This is a genomic window from uncultured Marinobacter sp. (assembly GCF_947488835.1).
Lineage (GTDB): Bacteria > Pseudomonadota > Gammaproteobacteria > Pseudomonadales > Oleiphilaceae > Marinobacter.
In genome coordinates, this window is sequence record NZ_CANLBK010000002.1 from 521,335 (window position 1) to 540,340 (window position 19,006).

General features: G+C 52.6%; 19 protein-coding genes. 10 read left to right on the plus strand and 9 right to left on the minus strand.

Annotated features, from left to right (window positions below):
* Nucleotides 1-11 precede the first annotated feature (11 nt).
* The 4 genes from Q0824_RS11350 (at nucleotide 12) to Q0824_RS11365 (ending at nucleotide 5,049) form a co-directional block, all read left to right on the plus strand.
* Nucleotides 12-770 (plus strand): GNAT family N-acyltransferase, encoded by a 759-nt coding sequence (locus Q0824_RS11350; protein ID WP_298450394.1) that lies wholly within the window; start codon nucleotides 12-14, stop codon nucleotides 768-770.
* Nucleotides 767-1,603 carry a lysophospholipid acyltransferase family protein gene (locus Q0824_RS11355; RefSeq protein WP_298450396.1) on the plus strand — a complete coding sequence of 279 codons (837 nt, stop codon included), beginning with the start codon at nucleotides 767-769 and terminating at the stop codon, nucleotides 1,601-1,603. The genes Q0824_RS11350 and Q0824_RS11355 overlap by 4 nt, the downstream gene beginning before the upstream one ends.
* A 77-nt stretch (nucleotides 1,604-1,680) precedes the next feature.
* Nucleotides 1,681-3,294 (plus strand): methyl-accepting chemotaxis protein, encoded by a 1,614-nt coding sequence (locus Q0824_RS11360; RefSeq protein WP_298450398.1) that lies wholly within the window; start codon nucleotides 1,681-1,683, stop codon nucleotides 3,292-3,294.
* A gap of 6 nt (nucleotides 3,295-3,300) precedes the next feature.
* Nucleotides 3,301-5,049, plus strand: coding sequence for a GGDEF domain-containing protein (locus Q0824_RS11365; RefSeq protein WP_298450400.1), 1,749 nt, complete (start codon nucleotides 3,301-3,303; stop codon nucleotides 5,047-5,049).
* A 252-nt stretch (nucleotides 5,050-5,301) separates the two neighbouring features.
* Here the strand turns inward: Q0824_RS11365 and Q0824_RS11370 are convergent, their stop codons facing one another.
* The 8 genes from Q0824_RS11370 to Q0824_RS11405 all read right to left on the minus strand — a co-directional run bounded on the left by Q0824_RS11370 (nucleotide 5,302) and on the right by Q0824_RS11405 (nucleotide 12,858).
* Nucleotides 5,302-5,694 carry a hypothetical protein gene (locus tag Q0824_RS11370; protein ID WP_298450402.1) on the minus strand — a complete coding sequence of 131 codons (393 nt, stop codon included), beginning with the start codon at nucleotides 5,692-5,694 and terminating at the stop codon, nucleotides 5,302-5,304.
* Between the two features lie 103 nt (nucleotides 5,695-5,797).
* On the minus strand, nucleotides 5,798-6,712 hold the full coding sequence (locus Q0824_RS11375) for a TIGR01459 family HAD-type hydrolase (RefSeq protein ID WP_298450404.1): 915 nt from the start codon (nucleotides 6,710-6,712) through the stop codon (nucleotides 5,798-5,800).
* Between the two features lie 28 nt (nucleotides 6,713-6,740).
* Nucleotides 6,741-7,550, minus strand: coding sequence for a phosphonate ABC transporter, permease protein PhnE (phnE, locus tag Q0824_RS11380; RefSeq protein WP_298450405.1), 810 nt, complete (start codon nucleotides 7,548-7,550; stop codon nucleotides 6,741-6,743).
* Nucleotides 7,547-8,356, minus strand: coding sequence for a phosphonate ABC transporter, permease protein PhnE (phnE, locus tag Q0824_RS11385; protein ID WP_298450406.1), 810 nt, complete (start codon nucleotides 8,354-8,356; stop codon nucleotides 7,547-7,549). The genes phnE (Q0824_RS11380) and phnE (Q0824_RS11385) overlap by 4 nt, the downstream gene beginning before the upstream one ends.
* On the minus strand, nucleotides 8,353-9,171 hold the full coding sequence (phnC, locus tag Q0824_RS11390; RefSeq protein WP_298450408.1) for a phosphonate ABC transporter ATP-binding protein: 819 nt from the start codon (nucleotides 9,169-9,171) through the stop codon (nucleotides 8,353-8,355). Before phnC ends, phnE (Q0824_RS11385) begins: the two co-directional genes overlap by 4 nt.
* A gap of 94 nt (nucleotides 9,172-9,265) precedes the next feature.
* Complete coding sequence (phnD, locus tag Q0824_RS11395; RefSeq protein WP_298450410.1) at nucleotides 9,266-10,210, minus strand: phosphate/phosphite/phosphonate ABC transporter substrate-binding protein; 945 nt, start codon at nucleotides 10,208-10,210, stop codon at nucleotides 9,266-9,268.
* A 202-nt stretch (nucleotides 10,211-10,412) separates the two neighbouring features.
* On the minus strand, nucleotides 10,413-11,669 hold the full coding sequence (locus tag Q0824_RS11400; protein ID WP_298450411.1) for a glycerophosphodiester phosphodiesterase family protein: 1,257 nt from the start codon (nucleotides 11,667-11,669) through the stop codon (nucleotides 10,413-10,415).
* Nucleotides 11,670-11,823: 154 nt separating this feature from the next.
* Entirely contained in the window at nucleotides 11,824-12,858 is a 1,035-nt protein-coding gene (locus Q0824_RS11405) for an AraC family transcriptional regulator (protein WP_298450413.1), read from the minus strand.
* 119 nt (nucleotides 12,859-12,977) lie between these two features.
* Between Q0824_RS11405 and Q0824_RS11410 the strand changes: the two genes are divergently transcribed.
* The 4 genes from Q0824_RS11410 (at nucleotide 12,978) to Q0824_RS11425 (ending at nucleotide 16,440) form a co-directional block, all read left to right on the plus strand.
* Nucleotides 12,978-13,298, plus strand: coding sequence for a hypothetical protein (locus tag Q0824_RS11410; protein WP_298450415.1), 321 nt, complete (start codon nucleotides 12,978-12,980; stop codon nucleotides 13,296-13,298).
* Nucleotides 13,267-13,485 carry a hypothetical protein gene (locus tag Q0824_RS11415; RefSeq protein WP_298450416.1) on the plus strand — a complete coding sequence of 73 codons (219 nt, stop codon included), beginning with the start codon at nucleotides 13,267-13,269 and terminating at the stop codon, nucleotides 13,483-13,485. Before Q0824_RS11410 ends, Q0824_RS11415 begins: the two co-directional genes overlap by 32 nt.
* Nucleotides 13,486-13,540: 55 nt before the next feature.
* On the plus strand, nucleotides 13,541-14,359 hold the full coding sequence (locus Q0824_RS11420) for a sterol desaturase family protein (RefSeq protein ID WP_298450417.1): 819 nt from the start codon (nucleotides 13,541-13,543) through the stop codon (nucleotides 14,357-14,359).
* A 194-nt stretch (nucleotides 14,360-14,553) separates the two neighbouring features.
* Nucleotides 14,554-16,440, plus strand: a complete 1,887-nt coding sequence (locus tag Q0824_RS11425; protein ID WP_298450419.1) for a monovalent cation:proton antiporter-2 (CPA2) family protein — start codon at nucleotides 14,554-14,556, stop codon at nucleotides 16,438-16,440.
* Between the two features lie 37 nt (nucleotides 16,441-16,477).
* On the opposite strand, the gene Q0824_RS11430 is transcribed toward Q0824_RS11425, so the two are convergent.
* Nucleotides 16,478-17,377: a LysR family transcriptional regulator gene (locus Q0824_RS11430; RefSeq protein WP_298450421.1), complete on the minus strand. Its 900-nt coding sequence runs from the start codon at nucleotides 17,375-17,377 to the stop codon at nucleotides 16,478-16,480.
* Nucleotides 17,378-17,540: 163 nt separating this feature from the next.
* Here Q0824_RS11430 and Q0824_RS11435 point away from each other — a divergent pair, with 163 nt between their 5' ends.
* Nucleotides 17,541-17,999 carry a DoxX family protein gene (locus tag Q0824_RS11435; protein ID WP_298450423.1) on the plus strand — a complete coding sequence of 153 codons (459 nt, stop codon included), beginning with the start codon at nucleotides 17,541-17,543 and terminating at the stop codon, nucleotides 17,997-17,999.
* A 34-nt stretch (nucleotides 18,000-18,033) separates the two neighbouring features.
* Complete coding sequence (locus tag Q0824_RS11440) at nucleotides 18,034-18,993, plus strand: zinc-binding alcohol dehydrogenase family protein (protein WP_298450425.1); 960 nt, start codon at nucleotides 18,034-18,036, stop codon at nucleotides 18,991-18,993.
* The last annotated feature ends 13 nt before the right edge of the window (nucleotides 18,994-19,006 follow it).

A 19,006-nucleotide genomic window follows, 5' to 3' on the forward strand; every position in this document is an offset into this window, starting at 1 on the left:
GGGGTTAGAGAATGCAAGATCAGTCCAGAGTATCCAGTAGCAGCCGAAAGCTTACCTCCGGTATAGCAACGGAGCCGGCCCAGATTGTTGCGGCCCAGCAGCTAAGGTATGAGGTATTCACCAGCGAATATGACGCAGATATAGAGACGGATACCGGCATTGACGAGGACCGCTTTGACCCTTGGTGCGAACATTTCGTGGTAATGAACCAAAAGGGCGAGGTGGTGGCAACCTCGCGGCTTCTGCACGGTGAGGTAGCCGCAAAAATTGGTGGTTTCTATTCGGAAGATGAATTCGATCTCGATCGCCTGAAACAGAATTCCGGCGTGTTTGCGGAGCTTGGCCGAACCTGTATTCGCAGTGATTTCCGCTCGGGGGCGGCGTTAAGTATGCTGTGGTCAGAGGTGGCACAGTATCTGGTTCAGCAAGGCATCGACTACCTGCTGGGCTGCGCCAGCATCAGTATGCTCGACGGCGGTCACAAGGCCTGGCGAATCACCCAGCAAGTTCAACAGGAATACCTTGCCGCAGAGGAATTTCGAGTCACGCCTAAGCGCACCTTGCCCCACCTTGCCAACCAGTACACACAAACAGACAAAGTTGTTATTCCACCGCTGATCCGCAGTTATATGCGCTTGGGTGCCGAGGTGTGTGGTGATCCGTGCTGGGACCCTGCTTTCCGCTGTGCAGATCTGCTGGTGCTGTTGAGGGTGGATAACCTGGCCGCACGTTATGCGCGGCGCTACAACCTGGAGGCCAGGATCGCTTGAGCAAACTGGGGCGGATTGTCGAGAGTATTCGGTTCTTCACCCGCCTCAGTGCGTTTTTAGTCTTTTTGTTGCTCAGTATGGCAACCCTTGTATCGGTTCGAATCTTTGAATTTTGTAGCAGGCAACGAATCGATCGAGCCATGCTGGTGAAGGGTTACTCGGTTGTTCTGTGCCGCCTGCTGGGCATACGCATCCAGACTCATGGCTTGGCGATGGAGGGCTCGGCATTGCGTGTGTGCAATCATGTTTCTTGGACCGATATCCCCATTCTGGCCGCGGGCCTTCCTTTACGATTTCTAGCCAAGCGCGAGGTGGCTTCCTGGCCTCTCATTGGCTGGATTGCACGTGAAGTCGGTACGATTTTTGTGCAGAGGGGGGCGGGGGATTCCGCGAAGGTGCGACAGGCACTGTCTGCCACTCTGGAAGGCGGTGGTTCAGTCATGGTGTTTCCAGAAGGAACCACGACTACCGGTGAGAGCGTCAAGCGGTTTCACCCGAACATGCTTGGGGCGGCAATCGAAGCTAAGTGTCCGGTGCAGGCGATAACGATTGCTTACCACCGAGATGGGCAGCCCGACTGGTTGGTGCCATTTACGGGTGATGATGATTTTGTTGCGCACTTGTGCCGCCTGTTGAAAAAGCCTGCGGTGCGAGTGGATGTTTTGCTCCACCCACCTCTGGCAGTTTCCGCCAGTGAAAGTCCCGCCGCCTTAGCCCAATTGCTTCACCAGCAAGTCAGTGAAGGGCTAGTGATAGTGCGCGAAAAAAAGGGCGCATCCGATTGCCAAAGTTCACTTCATGGCAGTAACGAAAGTGGTACCGAACTCGGTTAGGTTAAGGTGTTTTGTAGCAAAACTGTCATCATTGCGGTCTAGGCTCGTCATGAACATTTTGAGAGGCAGTTCACGTTATGAGTCTTACCGTCCGTCAGCGATTGCTGGTGTTTTCCGGATTTTGTTTGATTGCGCTTTCTGGTCTGGCATGGCTTTCGGTGTCAGTGGTGGGAGAAGCCCAGGAGGCAACAGATAGCCTCGTACGGGAGCAAATGTCGGATGTTTGGCTGCTGACGGATCTTGATCGTAGCCATCGTCAATTCAAAGACCTGGCATACAAGATAAAAGCTCAGCTTTTGTTGTGGAATGAGATCAACGAACAGTTTGAGGAAGCTTCCGCCGCAATAAAAACGCAATGGCAGTCCGCGCTTGAGAACCCCCGCTTGCAGAACTGGGCAAAGGAGAACATGGGGGCACATCAGGTGGTTTTGGATCTTCTTGTAGCGCTGAAAGAACCCATTGATCAAGCGAGCTACTATTCCGCCGGGAAAGTTGTCGATTTTCAGTTGCATCAGGCGCTTGATCCCATGCTTGCAGAAATTGATGCCCAACGCTCGGTGGGCCGTCAGCAGGCTCATGCAGGGTCAGTATCCCTGATCGCATTCCTCGAACAGAAACAATACTTGTTGCTCGCAGGCTCGCTCTTCGTATTGCTGGGTGCCTTGCTTCTGACCTATTGGCTCCGCCGGACTGTGACTACCAGGCTTCAGTTGATCGCTGAACGCCTCAGGATTATGGAGGCGACATCGGATCTTTCCACACCACTGCCGATTTCAGGACGCGATGAAGTAACGGCCGTTGCATTGGCAATCAATGGATTGATTGCCAAGTTCACTGTGTTTGTAAAAGAGGTCACCGACGCCGCTACTGCCTTGCAGCAGCGTTCTGCCAATCTGGATGCACAGGCTGACGCAGTTCAGGCTTCATCACAGCAAAACAACCGGCAGATCCATGATGTAGTTTCATCGATGGGTGCCATTACTGAAAGCGCCAGCCAGATTGAAGGGTCTGCACAGTTTTCCCGCGCGCAGGTTACTGGTGCCGTCAAAGGCAATGATGATGTTCAGATTAAGTTGCGTGAGAGTGAGCAGGCCGCTGAACATGCGGTCGAGGTAATCAATCGTGTGGCGGAAGCAATTGAGGCGCTTCGAGGATCCAGCGAAAAAATCGAACAGGTCATCAGCGTGATTGCTGACATTGCCGAACAGACGAACTTGCTGGCTTTGAACGCAGCCATCGAAGCGGCTCGCGCTGGCGAGCAGGGGAGGGGCTTCGCTGTTGTTGCAGACGAAGTGCGAAACCTGTCTTGCCGAACAGGCGAATCTACCAGCCAGGTGCGTCAGTGGGTTGGTGAGTTGGTTGCTCAGGTTGATGGCGCTCATGGGCTACTTGGTGATACCCGGGAGGCGGGCAATTCCAATCGGGAAACGCTGGCATCGCTTAAAACTCATCTTGTGGCGCTCAACAAAACCTTTGACGACCTGAATCATTTTTCAAATGAGGTCGACGAAGCGATTGATGTTCAGCGTGATGAGATTGGCCGTGTGGGGCGGCGTGCGACTGCGCTGGGAGAAAGCGCTGAGTCACTCGAGCAACATATTGGCAGCACAAAGACGGTTAGTGAGCAACTACGTGAACAGTCCGAATCACTAAGAGCCCTGATTGCTCGTTTCCAGATCCACGGAGCCTAAGCCAGCATGACTTTGCACGGTCAGACCCAAGAGTTGCAGAGAATTATTGATCAGCAGCTAATCTCCACGTTGTTCCAACCAATTGTGGACTGCCAGGAAAAAAGTGTTCTTGGTTACGAGGTGCTTAGCCGGGGCCCATCTGATAGCCCACTTCACGCAGCGCCCGCATTGTTCCAGGCAGGAGAACAGTGCGATCAGGTTATTAGTTTGGAGCGAGCTTGCTTGAAACAAGCAGGGCACACATGTAATCGATACGGCGTCAGTCGCCTGGTTTTTGTGAATGTGTCGCCAGAACTGCTGTTACCGAATTCCTTTCCGGAGGATCGTTTACATGCTCTTCTAACAATGAATGACCTTAAGCCGGATCAGATCGTTATAGAGTTGTCTGAGCGTTATCCGGTCGACGATTCAGCGGTGCTCAAAACCCGGCTCATTGCGCTGAAGAAGCGCGGATTCCGAGTTGCGATAGACGATTTGGGGACAGGCTATTCAGGGCTAAAGCGTTGGTCTGAGATTCAGCCGGACTTTGTCAAAATTGATCGGCACTTCATTCGCGACGTTGATCGGGACTTGGTAAAGAAGGAGTTTGTTCGGTCGGTAATCAACCTTTGCGAACGCTTGGGATGCCGGCTGATTGCAGAAGGCGTTGAAACTCTAGCGGAACTGACATTACTTCGATCAATGGGTATTCATCTTATCCAAGGATTCTTGTTTGGGCGCCCCAACCCCTTTCCTGCAGCTGATTTGTCTACACTGGGTGACTCAATACCCGTAAGCGGAGATCCTATCGCCGCCGGTGCTGGGTATTTGGGGCGCTATATCGCCCCCCTCTCGCCAAATACTTCGCTTGGACATGCCTGGCAAATTCTGCAGTCGTCGCCATCAATATTTGCGTTGCCCGTAGTGGAAAACGATAGGCCTCTCGGTTTGCTCCATAAGTGGCGCGTAATGGAGGTTTTTAGCTCTACCTATGGGCGCTCGCTCAATGAGGCTAAGCCGGTAGATAGTTTGACAGCTCGTGACGCGCTTGTGGTAGAGCATGATGAGCCTCTGGAGGGCGTCAGTCAGTCGCTTTTGGAGGATGATCTTTACTATCTCAAGCAAAATTTTATTGTGACCAGAAATGGTCGATACATGGGCTTGGGTTCAACGCGTTCTCTACTTCGCATGATGACCCGGCGCCGGGTTGAGCAGGCCAAGCATGCCAATCCCCTTAGCCAATTGCCTGGGAATGTTCTTATTCAACAGGAAGCCATGCGCAGGCTTCAGAAAAACGAAGCTTTTACCTGCATTTACTTCGACATTGACCACTTCAAGCCATTCAATGATGTGGTGGGGTATGGCGAGGGTGATGAGGTTATTCTCTCGCTTGCACGACAGTTATGCGCGGTTTTTGATGGAGAAACAGACTGGGTTGGTCACATCGGTGGGGATGATTTTGTGGTGTATAGCGGCAAAATTGAGCCCCAAAAGCGCTGCGAGCAAGTGCAAAATCTTTTTAGGTCGGAGGCCCTGTCGCGGTACCCAGAAGCAATGCGCAAGGCCCGCTCAATGACTGCAGAAGATCGTGATGGCCAGCTAAAACGCTTTCCGCTTGTTGCCCTCTCGGCAGGCATCGTAATAGCAGAGAGTCGGTCATTTGGATCTGCTGCAGATTTGGCTGCTAACGCAGCGGACGCCAAGGCTAAAGCAAAGAAGTCTGCCGGCGGAATTCACATTGTCAGAAGTGAGCGTGTTGCGGAAGCGGAATTCTAGATGGTTTTGCCTGGAAAAATTGTGAGCTCATAAAAAAAGCGCTATACCGCTTGGAAATCCAGTGGCATAGCGCTTTTTTTCGGCTTGTGATTCACCCAAACCACACTTAAGTCGAGTGGCTTGGGCAACATCCGGCCTTTTAGCTTCTGGAGCAAACCTTACTTAGTGAAGCTCTCAAGCTATTGGGCAATGACTTAGAATTTCAAGCGCATACCTGCAAGGAAACCCATGTCAGTGTTATCCTTGTCTGTGTCAGCAATTTCTGCGAAGACACTGGCATTTTTCTGAGCCGGTGGTGCTTGTCACATCAACGGTGGCAGCTACGTTGTACAGGGGTGTATCTTTATTTGTGTTGCTATCATCGGTAACACTATGATCTGCCCCAAGCCCGAACTTACCAAAATCATAGCTAGCCCCGGTATAAATGTTTTCTCTCGCAAAACTAAACATCAACCCAAAGCCTTCCTGAAAACGATACTGGCAAGAATTTTTACTAGTAAGGTTCTCTGTAGCAGCCAACCTGATAGCTACCTCAAGCTTTGTAGTTCCAACTGTCAAAGCACTTGTTTCAAAACAATTGGGTATTAGTGACGTTTCGAAGGCGGAAGGCTTGATCTCATACTCACTCGGACGATAGGCAATCAAAGGAGAATCAGTGCCAGGCATGGCGTGAAAGGTTAAGGGACTAAGGGTAGTTTGATGATTGTTTCAGGGGTGGCTAATGCCCCGAGGGGGAGTAAAGCGGTTCTCAAATTTCAGGTCCAATAAAATCTGGAACTATCTCCGATGCTGCTATACAGGCATTCACATCCAGACCTTTAAGCGCACCATGGGCAGTTACTAGCATTGTGCTTATCCCTGAATTGCGACCCCCGAGGATATCTGTGTGCAAGGTATCCCCCACCATCAGCAATCTGGAAGTTGGAATTGGAGACAGCCTGCTTTTGGCTGCGTCAAAGGCATTGTTGAAGGGTTTTCCGAAAAACACCGTGTCGAGGCCGGTGGCGTCCATGAGGTGGTGGGCATAGTACCCCGGTTCCAGAGACAGGCCGTTCTCACGGGGAGCCACCAGATCGGGGTTCGCCACCCAGACTGGTCGAGGCCTGCGATTAAGGCTGTCGATCAGGCCTTGCTGCAGCTCTCGGGTCCATCCCTGGGCGCTCAACATCAATATGGCATCGGCGTTATCGAGTCTTTCGCGATTGGCTTTTGCCTCTAGATCACTAATGGTAAAACCGCGGCAGGGCAGGTGGTCAGCGTGCGCCGATGCAGGTGCCATAATGGCCCATCTTCGCTCCGGTTCGGATGCCAGCGCATCGCTCACCAGCATGCGGCTGGAAATCAGTTGGTCTGGTGTAATTGGAAAGCCAAGGTTGCGGTATTTCCGCACCAGCTCCTGTTGGGGAGCAGAGGCGGCATTTGAAAGTATCAAACAGTGCTTGCCCATCGACTGCAGATTGTGGAACCGCGCGACTGCCGTAGGTAAGGCATTATTGCCCGCATTGAGCACACCGAAGGCATCGAAAATAAAGCCGTCGAAACGATCGCTAATAGCCTCCAGAGATGGCACTTGTTTTGGTGTAGCAGTTTCTGTAACCAGCTCTGGAAGCCGAAAGCGAATGCGCTGATAAGCCTCAAAAGCCCAGCGCGGTGACGGTGTCATATGCTAATCCTACTGGCGATAGTGCCTTTCAGAGCACCGCCTGCCGAACTTTCGCAGATACCCATTCAGAAACGACCACCGTCGCGAGTATAACGAGAAATATTACCGTTACCTGGTTCCAGGCTAAGGTGCTTAAGGATGACTGGAGTTGCAAACCCAGGCCACCGGCACCTACCAACCCGAGAATGGTAGATTCGCGAATGTTGATGTCCCAGCGGAACACTGAAATGCCCCAGAATGCCGGCAGAACCTGCGGGATAATTGCATAGTCAATCACCTGGGTTCCAGAGGCACCTGTTGCGCGCACAGCTTCCACCTGACTTTCATCGATCTCTTCGATGGCCTCGTACAGCAACTTGGCGACGAAGCCAATGGAACGCAGACCGATCGCGACAATGCCTGCCAACAGTCCCGGGCCGATAATTGCCACCAGCAGCAAGGCCCAGATAAGCGAGTTGATCGAGCGTGAGGTCACGATGATCAGCAAGGCCAACGGGCGCACAAAGTGGCGACTCGGGGTTGTGTTCTCAGCGGCCAGGAAGGCAACGGGTATCGCAATGATCACTCCGATCAGCGTACCAAGGGTTGCGATGTTCAGCGTATCCCAGAGCGGCTGCCAGAGTTGATTGAGATAGCCCCAGCGCGGTGGGAGCATGCGGCCACCGATATCGGAAGCCTGTCGGGGTGCGTCTGCTACAAAAGCCCAGATGGTGTCTGCAGTCATCAGGTTCCAGCAGAATACTGTCAAAGCCACCAGCCAGAACCAGCCGGCCCATCGCAGCATGTATTGTTTTGGGGTGCGGAACTGCCATAGTTTTGTGTGTGTTCTGGCTGTCATTGGACCCACCGCCGAATGTAGGATGAGGAGTATTCCACCACTAATACAATAGCGATGATGATAATCAGGATGGCGCCAGCTGAGTCGTACTCATAGCGATCAATAGCTGTATTCAAAGTGGCTCCAACACCGCCGGCACCGACGATACCGATGACGGATGATTCCCGAAAATTTATGTCCAGCCGATACAGAGAAAGGCCGATCAGCCTTGGCATCACCTGAGATTGGACTGCATAGTTAACCACCTGCCACCAACTTGCACCGGTTGCGCGAATGGCTTCTATCTGAGAACTGTCACAGCCTTCAATGTCTTCCGCCAGCAGCTTGGAAAGGAACCCGATGGAAGCAAACGTCAATGTAAGGAACCCGGCAAAGGGCCCGAATCCGAACATGGCGACCAGCAGAATCGCAATGATAATTTCCTGGAATGAGCGGGACAGCGTAATAATGCTCCGACAGATCGTATACACCGGCAACGGCGCCAGATTGCGGGCAGCGCCAAGACCGATGGGCACCGAGATCAATACACCGGCCACGGTGGAAGTCAGAGTCATGGTCAGGCTTTCGATCAGCCCGGCCTGGATGTCCCGCCAGCGGGAGTTGAAATCCGGCGATAGAAACCCTTGAATGAACTTCCAGCCGCGCTCAAGACCTTCATAAACCCGAAACCAATTGACCTCCACTGAGCTGATCGCCAGAACCAGGTAGATCGCACTCCCTAACAAAATGGTCCAGCGCCATCGAGGGTCTTTCAGTAGTACCGGAGGCCGCTTCCAGGTCCTTAAAGAGGTGATTGCGCCGATCATGTTAGCTCCAGCACTTTGGCGCTGCTGAACAGAAACTCGTCGTTTTGTGACTCACTGCTCTGTTGCACCTGGTCCCAATCCTCTGCTCCGTAGATGCGGGTCAGTGCCTCATGGGACAAGGCTGATGGTGGGCCGTCAAATACCACCTGGCCAGCCCGCAACCCGATGATCCGGTCAGCAAAATTTTGTGCCAACACCACATCGTGAATATTGATGATGGCGGGAAGGTTCATTTCCCGGCAGACGCCCTGAATCAGACGCATGATCTGGCGGGAGGTTTTCGGGTCGAGTGACGCCGTGGGCTCGTCGGCCAGCAATAGTTCCGGGTTTTGCTCTAATGCCCGGGCAATACCTACACGTTGGCGCTGACCGCCAGAGAGTTCATCTGCCCGTTTGTTGTAGTGATCATCCAGCCCGACCCGCTCCAGCAAGCTGAAGGCCTGATCTATGTCGGTCTTCGGGTACCGACGCAGGAAAGAACGCCAGCTGGAGACATAACCCAGACGGCCCGATAGCACGTTCTCCATCACTGTAAGGCGTTCAACCAGCGCATATTCCTGAAAAATCATACCGATACGCCGGCGAGCTTGGCGTAAAGCCCGGCCGCTGAGCTTGGTCAGTTCAGTGTCGCCGAGGTAAATGCTGCCGGAGCTGGGTTCAACCAGACGGTTGATACACCGGATCAGGCTCGACTTGCCGGCGCCAGAGGGGCCAATAAGGCCTACAACCTGGCCTGCAGGCACCGAGAAGCTGATGTCGGTCAGTGCCCGGTCGCCGGTTTTGTAGGTTTTTGATAAGGCTTTCAGTTCAAGCACAATTTTCTGCCATTGCTGATAATAGAAGAGTCAACGGGTTGGCCACATCTCGCGACATGTTCAACCCGCTGAAAGCGGTTTGCGGTTTGAGTCTTTAGCGGCAGTTGTAAACCACGCCGTTGGCATCATCGATCTTACGAATAACTTCCCAGTGCTCCTGAAAAGTGATCGGGATGAACTGAGCTTCACCTGACTTGGAGAACTCCTCTTCCAGGGAAGTGCCAGCCCATTCAAAGGAGAAAAACGCCTGCTGGATTTTGTCTTGTAGTTCTGGTGTCAGGTTGTGAGCAACGCCATACCCTGTAGTGGGGAAGGTCTGAGACTTGTACAGGGATACAATTTGATCTTCGTTTACAACGCCCCGGTTCAGCATCCGCGCCATAACGGAGTTAGCAACTGCGGCGGCGTCATAGTCCTTGTTGGCAACACCCAGTACAGAGTTGTCGTGCTTGCCGGAAAACACCGGCGTGAAATCTCTGTTTGGCACAAGATCATAATCGGCTTTCAGTATTGCAGAGGGCGCTTTGAAACCTGAGTTTGAGGTTTCGGAGGTAAAGGCCAGTTCACGACCTTGCAGTCCGTCTACATCGGTAATGCCAGAGTCAGGATGGGTGATGATTTCCATCTCGTAGCCGAATGAACCATCAGCGGATGCCATAATGGTGAAAGGGCGGAAGCCGCCACAGGCAACGGCTATCGGATTGGATCCGGTATTGAAACCGGCAATGTGGAGGCGACCCGCGCGCATGGCTTCAATTTGCGCTGCGTTAGATTGAACCGGGAAGAACTGGACTTTTTTGCCGGTTTTCTCAGACAGATGGTCGAGAAAATCGGACCAGGCCTCAGCGTAAACTGACGGGTCTTCTACCGGAGTGTAAGCAAAAATCAGAGTGGAGGGATCGATCTGCTCAGACTTGGCAGGAATGTCAGCAATCAGATCGCCGTCATTATCGCTGTATCGGGAGTCCAGTTTAAATGCGCCCTGCGCGAGCATAGGAGTCATCAGAGCAGCACATGTAAGAGACATCAACTTATTCATATTTACATCCTTAGGTTATGAAGCATCATCGGCCTGATACTAACGAGGGATTGTTATGGTTCTGTGACAAAGACAGGATGTTGGAAGGGTCTATAGATCAGGTGAGTAGGGGCTTTAAAGGTGAGGCCAGCGAAAAAAGCCAGCGGATGACGGCACCCGCTGGCTCTGGTATTGCAATTACGAACGTTCGACTATTGGAACCCTAAAGCCCCATACAATTGGCGTAGTGGGTTGTGGTTGCGGGCCAGTCTGAAAAAATGCCGATAACACCCACTTCCTGAGCTAACACATCAATCACTGTATAAATGTCGCCATCATTGTTAATGGCGTCGTTGATGCTTTGGTAATACCAGCCACCGCCTTCAGCGAGCGGCCCACTGCGTTCAAGAGACCAGCCAATCAAATCAAGGCCGGCAGCCTTGGCATTGAGTGCGTATTCTGACGGAACAATCTCCTGGTGGCTGTTAAGAGTGAGCATTTTCCAGAGTGCAGGTGCCAGAATGGGAACGCCTTTTTGGGTGAGGCTTTCCATATACGCCATGGATACGTTTTCCGGGTCGTTACTTTTCTCATCCAGGAATACGGCTTGGCGGCCGAACTCAGGTATTTGATTAACCCAGAACACGACATCGTCCAGGAGGAACGATTGCGGCCATACATCCTCGGGCTTTACGCCAGCGGCGATGTATTCGTTAATCATCTGTCGGGCATAATCCTCTTGGGTGTAATCACCCTCGAAAGGCATATCAACCACCGGCGTTTTCAGTTCAGGTGTGAACTTAAGACCCAGCCCTTTAATCAGTTCGATGCTTTCGCGGTGGCTTAACAGAGTGCCTTCTGTGGCATAAAGATCCGTTCGCCAATCAGCAGTGCCGCCCAGGTATTCCTCGGGCGTGGTGGCGTTCTCGTCAAAGGCATCCATTTTACCCCGGAGCGATTTGAACTCTGCCAGCGTGATATCGCTGGTGCGGCACTCGGCCTCAGCCTTTGTGCCAGCGCCTGGGTTAGCTGGCACAAAAGGCTTGGTACATTTGGCGTTCAGTTCGGGTACGGCCACGATGTTGGTGGTAGTGTGCAGGTCGTTCTGAGCGTGGCGGCAAACTAACTGCCGATCCTTGGTAAAGGCAACATCACACTCAACGATTCCTGCTCCCATTTTGGCCGCTGCAACATAGGATTCGCGGGTATGTTCAGGAAACTGCAAGGGCGCACCCCGGTGGGCAATGGAGAAGGTGCTTGAGGCTGGAGGCAAAGACTCACAAGCCTGCAGCGCACTCTTCAGTTCACCGTCATCCATGTCGTTAACCAGAAAGTAAGGTCTGGGCCCAAGCTGAACCAGTGGTTGGCTTGTTTCCGCAGGTGTTACTTCGGGCGCGTTCGAGTTGTTATCGCTGTCGTTGCAGCCGGATAGCAGGGTGAGAGCCCCTATAGCCAGGGGCAATACGAATAAAATCTTCATAACAGAGTCCTTCTGTTGAATCTTTTGGGCTTTGTCCCAGCATCGCTTCAGTTCGCGAAAATGGGGCGGCTAATGAATCTCAGGCTTTACAGGCGCTAATGTTGCCCGCACTTGATGAACGCCTGATGACAGTCTGCCCCCGCTCCCATTGGTTTCAGCCAGCCCCACCTCTATTCACTTCCTGCCACTTTTTAGGAGACATACCACTGCCCCTTAAAAAGAAATGGTTAAACGAACTCTGCTCCCTGAACCCCAGCAGCTGGCTGATTTGCAGAATGCTTAAATTTGAATACTTTAGATAATCCTGAGCATGGTGTAAGCGAACATCGGCCAACAGTTGTTGATAGCTCGTTCCTTGCTGCTTTAGCTGTCGCTGCAAGCTGCGTCCGCTTTGCCCGAGAATGGCGGAAATCTGGGGGAGCTTAGGACTGTTTAGCAGATTCTTTCCAATATGACTTTTCACCAGATCAACAACTTGCCCAACAGCGGAGTCGGCAACGGAAGGGCGGGCGATGTTTTTTAAAGGCCAGGCCAGTACGTCTGCGGCGATCGTAATGCTGTTATCGCTCTGGCTGAAACGGCACTGGGCTCTAAATCCCTGCTGGTACTCTGCTTCGTGATAATCGACCGGCCTCGGGTGAACAAAGCACACCTCCATTACGGGTATCAATCGCCCCGTCAGTTGTTCCGCCAGATGAATTATTCCCGCGAGTACACTTTCGCACACTAACCGGGCGGCCTTGTGCTGTTGGAAGTGAGCCCTCCAGATTAGCCGTATGTTTCCGCCGACTGATTCTATGCGAGAGGTGCCCAACCGGTGCACCAGCCGCTCAAGAGTCATCACCTGATGCAGTGCGTGGCCCAGTGTCAGAGATTTTGCGCGTAAATTGGCCAGAGCTTCGCCCAGCACATCAAAGTTTTCCAAGCCTGCGCTTTGGCCCGCCTTTATGCCGAGCAGGGGATCATGAAGAAGGTCACTTGCACTGAGAAATAGCCGGAAGTAGTCCTCTACGGCGATTATTTCCGGAGGATTGATCATCCACAAGTCGTTAACAGCCGCAGCATCAGAAAGAGGGGAGAGACGGCCGCCTTGTTGTAGGTAAGCGACGAGAATGGGCTGAATGTACGCTCCAACCACAAAGTTAAGAGGGTGGCTTCGCGAGGTGTCCCGCTTTGGCTTGCTGATCAATATTGCCGCCTTATAGTAATTTTTATTCGTGATCCAACAATTAAGTCAGGTTAAAGCAGGCTAGGATGCTTTTCAATTAGCGCGACAAAAACACCAATACAATTATAAGCGGGCGGCACATGGGCAGTATTCTGAAAGGCAGCACTATTGAAGGCAGCATCATCAAGCCGATCAGGCACTTTGAAGAGGCCCGCAAGTGCCATACCGCGCACTACCGGCTGGAAGCGATGCGGAAAGCGGCGGTCGGTTTCCGCGATGACATGCCGGCAAAACCTCAAGCCAGATTTTATCAAAGCATGGGGTTAATCCGTGTGCCTTACCCCACCAAGTACGCATTTCTGAACTGCAATGTGGTTCCTGATGCCCCCACAGATTCCTGGCTTGAAAAAATACGCCCAGCAAACCGGCATGGAAGTGATTCTGAACGGCAATACCCTTGAGGGCGGGCTGGATCAATATATTTCTATGGTGGTTGAGAAAACCATTGCCGGTAACCATCCGCTGTATACAGATTTCCCTAACATGGCTAACTCATCCGAGCTAACCAGTTACTGGGGCTTTCCAGGATATCGGCCAACGGTTACCTATGGTGACCTGAGCTTTGGCGCTGTGCATAAAAAGAAGTAACCCTGATTTGTGATATGGGTATTTTGATCATGGGTTCAGGTGGCTTGGAGTCGGGATGAATATATTTGGATTATGGGACGGGTTCTATAACGACCCCTGGTTCTGGCAGTTTCCTATGGCCACTCTGGCCATCAGCATGGCGGCATTTTTGCTCGTTGCAACGCCTTGGACAATCGTTGCCTGGCTGGACCCGGTCTCGCTGAGAAAATACAAAATTCAGCAGAAACCGTTTGAGGTTAAAAAGTTCCTGCTGCCGTCCCTTGGGCGCATTCTTATTAACAATATTATCCTCGCATCGTTGCTGGTGCTGAGCTGGCCGTTGCTAAAACATACGGGCGTGCACCAAAACGAGTTGCCTGCCTGGTATGTGATCTTGGCGCAGTTGCTGTTTTTCGTGTTACTGGATGATTTTCTGTATTACTGGATGCACCGGTACATGCATGAGAACAAGTGGCTGCTAAGAAATGTGCACAGTGTGCACCACCGGGTCCGCAACACCTGTGGGATCAACGGTAACTACATGCATTGGCTGGAATATACGCTAACCGCAACGCTCACTCTGATAGGCCCTATTCTTTTGGGCGCACATATCTATGTTATGTGGCTTTGGGTGGTTATTCGGCAAATTGAGGGTGCGGATGGTCACATTGGCTATGACATTCCCTGGAACCCGGTGCACCTGTTACCTGTGTACGAAGGCCCTGTTTATCACGATTTTCACCACGCGAAGTTCAAAGGTAACTACGCGGGCTTTCTGCCGTATCTTGATAAGTACATGGGTAAAACCTACATACCAGCGTACCTGAGCTACCTGAAGGCGAAGAAGCGCGGGTTAACGGCTGCAGAGATTGATCAGCAAAATAAGGCGATTTAGCAGGCGGGCACGAGGGAAATGTTCTGGCAGAGGCAGCTGGAATCCGAAAATGAAGTCTGCAATATGTGTATGTTTGAAGTATGTGTGTATATTGTTCGAAAACCTGACTTTCTGGCACTCTGTTGACAAAGGCACCACGCCGCAGAGTAGCCTGGGAAAGTTTTGCTCCTATTTTCAAATATGACTCCAATCTAATGACCTCCTATTTTATTCAGGCATTCATCTATCTACTGGCGGCTGTGATTGCGGTGCCCTTGGCAAAGCGCCTTGGTCTTGGCTCTGTACTCGGTTACCTGGTTGCAGGTGTTGTGATAGGGCCTGTACTGGGGCTCGTCGGCCAAGAAACTACCACGATTCAGCATTTTGCCGAGTTTGGTGTGGTGATGATGCTGTTCCTGATAGGCATGGAGATCGACCCAAAAGCACTTTGGGCAATGAAGGTTCGTTTGTTAGGGCTTGGCGGATTGCAGGTGGCTCTGACGGCCGCTGCCGGTATGGCGGTAGCCTGGTGGCTGGGCGTTGTTTGGCAGACTGCGCTCACCATTGGTCTTATTTTCGCGCTGTCGTCGACGGCGATTGTGTTGCAGACCCTGGATGAAAAGGGACTGTCGAAAACGGAGGGTGGTCGTAACACGTTTTCGGTTCTGTTGTTTCAGGATATAGCCGTCATACCCATGCTTGCTCTTATCCCGCTACTGGTACTGCCCGGCCTTAGGGAAAGCGCGAGCTCTGCGTCGCATTCTGAATCGGGGCTGAGTCTCGTTGCCCACCTGCCTGGTTGGGGGCATGCATTGGTTGTGGTGGGGGCTGTTGCGGTTGTTATTGTCGGCGGCTACTACCTGAGCCGGCCCTTGTTTCGTTATGTGGTGAAGTCAGGGCTGCGTGAGGTGTTTACGGCCACAGCACTGATGTTGGTGATTGGCATCGCGGCACTCATGAGTGTGGTAAACCTGTCGCCCGCCCTAGGGGCTTTTCTCGCCGGGGTGGTGTTGGCCAACAGTGAATTTCGACATGAGTTGGAGGCCAATATTGAGCCGTTTAAGGGATTATTGCTGGGCCTGTTTTTTATCACCGTTGGCGCCGGTATCAATTTCGATGTGTTGGCAGCCGAGTGGGGCACAGTCGTATCCTTAGGTTTAGCTGTTATTGCCGGCAAGGCATTGGTGCTGCTTGCGCTTGCGCAGTTGTTCGGGATTCGCAGCAGCAACGGTTGGTTGTTTACCCTTGGGCTGGCGCAAGCAGGCGAATTTGGCTTTGTGCTGCTCACCTACAGTGTGCAGAGCCATGTAATTCCTCTGGAAACGTCCCAGATATTGTCGCTGGTTGTTGCGCTTTCCATGTTCCTGACCCCTTTGTTGTTCATCGTATACGACTACATTGTGTTGCCACGTTACCGGCGCTCCAAAAGTGATGAGCGGGAAGCCGATACGATTGATGAAGAAGCGCCCGTTATCGTGGCGGGAGTGGGGCGTTTTGGCCAAATTGTATGCCGCTTACTGCGAGCCAATAACGTACCTATTGTAGTGCTTGATCACGAGCTTGAGCAGATTGAAAACGTACGACAGATCAATATCAAGAGTTTCTTTGGGGATGCCAGTCGGCCCGATTTGTTGGAGAAATCCGGCATCGCCAAAGCTCGCTTGTTGGTGGTGGCGATTGATGACAGGGAGCGCACCGTGGCCATGGTGGAACATGTAAAGCAGTTCTTCCCCGGAGTATGGGTGTTGGCACGGGCGTTCGATCGCGGCCATGGCTATCAATTACGGGCGGCCGGTGCAGATGATGTTGTCAGCGAAACCTATTACTCAGCCCTGGAGCTTGGCAGTCATGCCCTCACCGCCATGGGTGTACATCCGTTGCGGGCAAGGCAGATGACGTGGACCTTTGTTGATAACGAGCGGGCGCATGAAGATGAATTGTTCGAAGCCTGGAAGGAAATTGAAGAAGGCATTCATTTCAGCCCGCAGTATGGCGAGCTGTTTATGAAGCTGGAAAGCGCTCTGAGCAATGCGATGCATGGCGAATGGGAAGAGCCGAAACCCGAGGATGTTCCAGTTTGGACGCCACCTGAACCGCGATAGGTGCTCTGCACTGTTTGAAGGCAAAGATGAGCGGAGCTCAATCCCAGTAGGGCGGGTCGCCGAAATACCCATCGATAAAATCAACAAAACTCCGAACCTTACTGGCCAGCAACTGCCGATGGGCATACATTGCGTAAAGCCCCATGGGTTCAGGTTCATAATCCTGCAGTATGACCTGCAGCTTGCCTTCCTTGATCGCCGGGCCAGAGATAAACGTGGGCTGTAAGGCGATACCCGCTCCTGCAATAGCCGACTCCACCAGCACATCCCCGTTGTTGCTGGTCATACCATTGCTGTCGTTTTGACCGTTATTTTGCAGCCACCGGTGTAGAGGCTGGCTGGAATCCAGTTCTATGTAGCTGTAGCGCAAATAGCGGTGACCCTGCAGATCCTCCAGTTGCTTGGGGGTGCCATTCTGTTTCAGATAATCCGGGGACGCACACACGGCCATTCTGATCGGAGCAATGCGCTTGGCAATCAGGGAGGAGCTTTTCAGGTGTCCGATCCGCAGTACTACATCGAACCCTTCTTCAACCAGGTCGACCTTTCGGTCATTCAGCTGCAAATCGATGCCTACGCCGGGGTGGGCTTTCTGGAACTCGCTCAATAACGGTGCCATATGGCGAATGGCGAAAGAGACAGGCGCACTGATTCTTAGCATGCCACGAGCTTCGGTTTGCAGGTCTCCAACCAGGCACTCCATATCTTCAATGTCATGCAGCACCTGGAGTGCTCGCTGGTGATAGCTCGCTCCAGCCTCTGTTAGGTGAAGGCGTCGGGTGGTTCGGTTCAGTAGGCGTACGCCAAGGTGCTCCTCCAGCTGGGATACATATTTGCTGACCAGCTGAGGAGACATGTCCAGCTTTTCGGCGGCGCGGGTGAAGGCTCCTTCACCAACTACCGTAACGAAAGCGCGCATGGCGTCGAGGCGATCCATAGGTTCATCCTGCTTCGTGGCTTTTGATCATTATCAACGCAGTGTTGATAGTGATGCAACAAATACCCACTTATTCTAACTATTAGGTGATAGTAAAGTGGTCTCATCATCTGGAGCGACGCTTCAGGGGGCAAATCAACAGACTACTATTTGAGGAATCATCATGAGCTCCAAACTTACTCAAGCATTGTTCAGTTCCAACGGCGGTTTTGCTTCGCTGGTATTGCGGGTTCCGGTTGGATTGACCCTGGCGGCACACGGTGCGCAGAAGCTCTTTGGCTGGTTTGGCGGCTATGGTCTTGAAGGAACTGGTCAGTGGATGGCCAGCATTGGTTTGGAGCCTGGTTATCTGATGGCTCTGATGGCTGGTGGTGCTGAGTTCTTCGGAGGCTTGGCTTTGGTATTGGGTCTGCTGACGCGCCCAGCTGCAGTAGTCATTGCGTTTGCCATGTTGGTTGCCATTTTCGCCGTGCACATTGGTAACGGCTTGTTTATGGCCAACAATGGTTACGAGTTCGGCCTGACCTTGTTCGTAGTGGCGCTGGCTCTTGCTATCCAGGGCGGTGGTCGGTTTGCAGTGGATAACCTGCTGCTGGAACGGTTTGGTGGCACCCGCCGATAAGGCACAACTTTAAATTTTGTTGTCGAGGTCGATTATGCAAGCTCTACAGTTTTCAGCAACCGGCTCACTCGATTCGCTGCAAGTAATTGATCTGCCCAAGCCGGTAGCTGGTACCGGTGAGGTTCTGGTTGAGGTTCGGGCTGCTGGCCTGAACCCCAGCGATCTGAAAAACGTTCTCGGTCGCTTTCCTTACACCGCAACGCCGCGTATTCCCGGTAGGGACTTCTCAGGTGTTGTTGTGGAGGGGCCAGAAGAGCTTCTGGGTAAAGCGGTTTGGGGTGGCACCGGGAAAGGTTTCAGTTTCACCCAAGACGGTTGTCATGCTCAGTATGTGGTTGTGCCGGTGAATGCAGTAGCGCCAAAGCCGGAATCACTGAGCTTTGCTCAGGCGGCAACCTTCGGTGTTCCATACATTACGGCGTGGGATGCCCTGGAGCGTAGCCAGGTTAAAGCGGGCACCCGGTTCCTGATCATTGGTGCCGGAGCCGTAGCAAAGGCAGCGCAAGCGCTGGCTAAGGCAAGAGGTGCTGAAGTGGTGATGGCCGCGCGCCGAGCCGATGCCGTACAAGAACTGAGAGCGAAAGGTGTTGAGGCTTTTCAGTTGCCGGAGGCGGAGCAGTTACCAGAGCAGGCACAGATGCATTTCCAGCAGCAGGCGCCTGAGGTGATTTTCGATACCACAGGCTACTGGTTGCCAGCGGCGGTGAATACCCTGGCTGCATTCGGGCGTATCGCGGTTATCGCAGCGCCAGTGGACGGGCTGATTAGCATGCCTATCCTTGACCTGTACCGCCGGGGTGGTTCGGTCATCGGTATCAACTCGCTGCTATACAGCCTGGAAGAGTGCGCCACCATGTTTGAGCAGATTAGTGCAGCATTTGAAGGTGCGTTACCAATACCGGAAGACTTTACCGAGTTGCCGCTCTCGGAAGCTGTTGCGGCTTACCACAAGGTAAATGAGGGTGGGGCTGAAAAAATTGTCCTGATCCCTTAAGGCGAAAATGTTA

Bases quoted from the DNA above. Each gene is read 5' to 3' on its own strand.
- Q0824_RS11350 (WP_298450394.1), top strand. From the start codon at position 12: ATGCAAGATCAGTCCAGAGTATCCAGTAGCAGCCGAAAGCTTACCTCC.
- Q0824_RS11360 (WP_298450398.1), top strand. From the start codon at position 1,681: ATGAGTCTTACCGTCCGTCAGCGATTGCTGGTGTTTTCCGGATTTTGT.
- Q0824_RS11365 (WP_298450400.1), top strand. From the start codon at position 3,301: ATGACTTTGCACGGTCAGACCCAAGAGTTGCAGAGAATTATTGATCAG.
- Q0824_RS11375 (WP_298450404.1), bottom strand. From the start codon at position 6,712: ATGACACCGTCACCGCGCTGGGCTTTTGAGGCTTATCAGCGCATTCGC.
- phnE (WP_298450405.1), bottom strand. From the start codon at position 7,550: ATGACAGCCAGAACACACACAAAACTATGGCAGTTCCGCACCCCAAAA.
- phnE (WP_298450406.1), bottom strand. From the start codon at position 8,356: ATGATCGGCGCAATCACCTCTTTAAGGACCTGGAAGCGGCCTCCGGTA.
- phnD (WP_298450410.1), bottom strand. From the start codon at position 10,210: ATGAATAAGTTGATGTCTCTTACATGTGCTGCTCTGATGACTCCTATG.
- Q0824_RS11400 (WP_298450411.1), bottom strand. From the start codon at position 11,669: ATGAAGATTTTATTCGTATTGCCCCTGGCTATAGGGGCTCTCACCCTG.
- Q0824_RS11410 (WP_298450415.1), top strand. From the start codon at position 12,978: ATGGGCAGTATTCTGAAAGGCAGCACTATTGAAGGCAGCATCATCAAG.
- Q0824_RS11415 (WP_298450416.1), top strand. From the start codon at position 13,267: ATGGAAGTGATTCTGAACGGCAATACCCTTGAGGGCGGGCTGGATCAA.
- Q0824_RS11420 (WP_298450417.1), top strand. From the start codon at position 13,541: ATGAATATATTTGGATTATGGGACGGGTTCTATAACGACCCCTGGTTC.
- Q0824_RS11425 (WP_298450419.1), top strand. From the start codon at position 14,554: ATGACCTCCTATTTTATTCAGGCATTCATCTATCTACTGGCGGCTGTG.
- Q0824_RS11430 (WP_298450421.1), bottom strand. From the start codon at position 17,377: ATGGATCGCCTCGACGCCATGCGCGCTTTCGTTACGGTAGTTGGTGAA.
- Q0824_RS11435 (WP_298450423.1), top strand. From the start codon at position 17,541: ATGAGCTCCAAACTTACTCAAGCATTGTTCAGTTCCAACGGCGGTTTT.
- Q0824_RS11440 (WP_298450425.1), top strand. From the start codon at position 18,034: ATGCAAGCTCTACAGTTTTCAGCAACCGGCTCACTCGATTCGCTGCAA.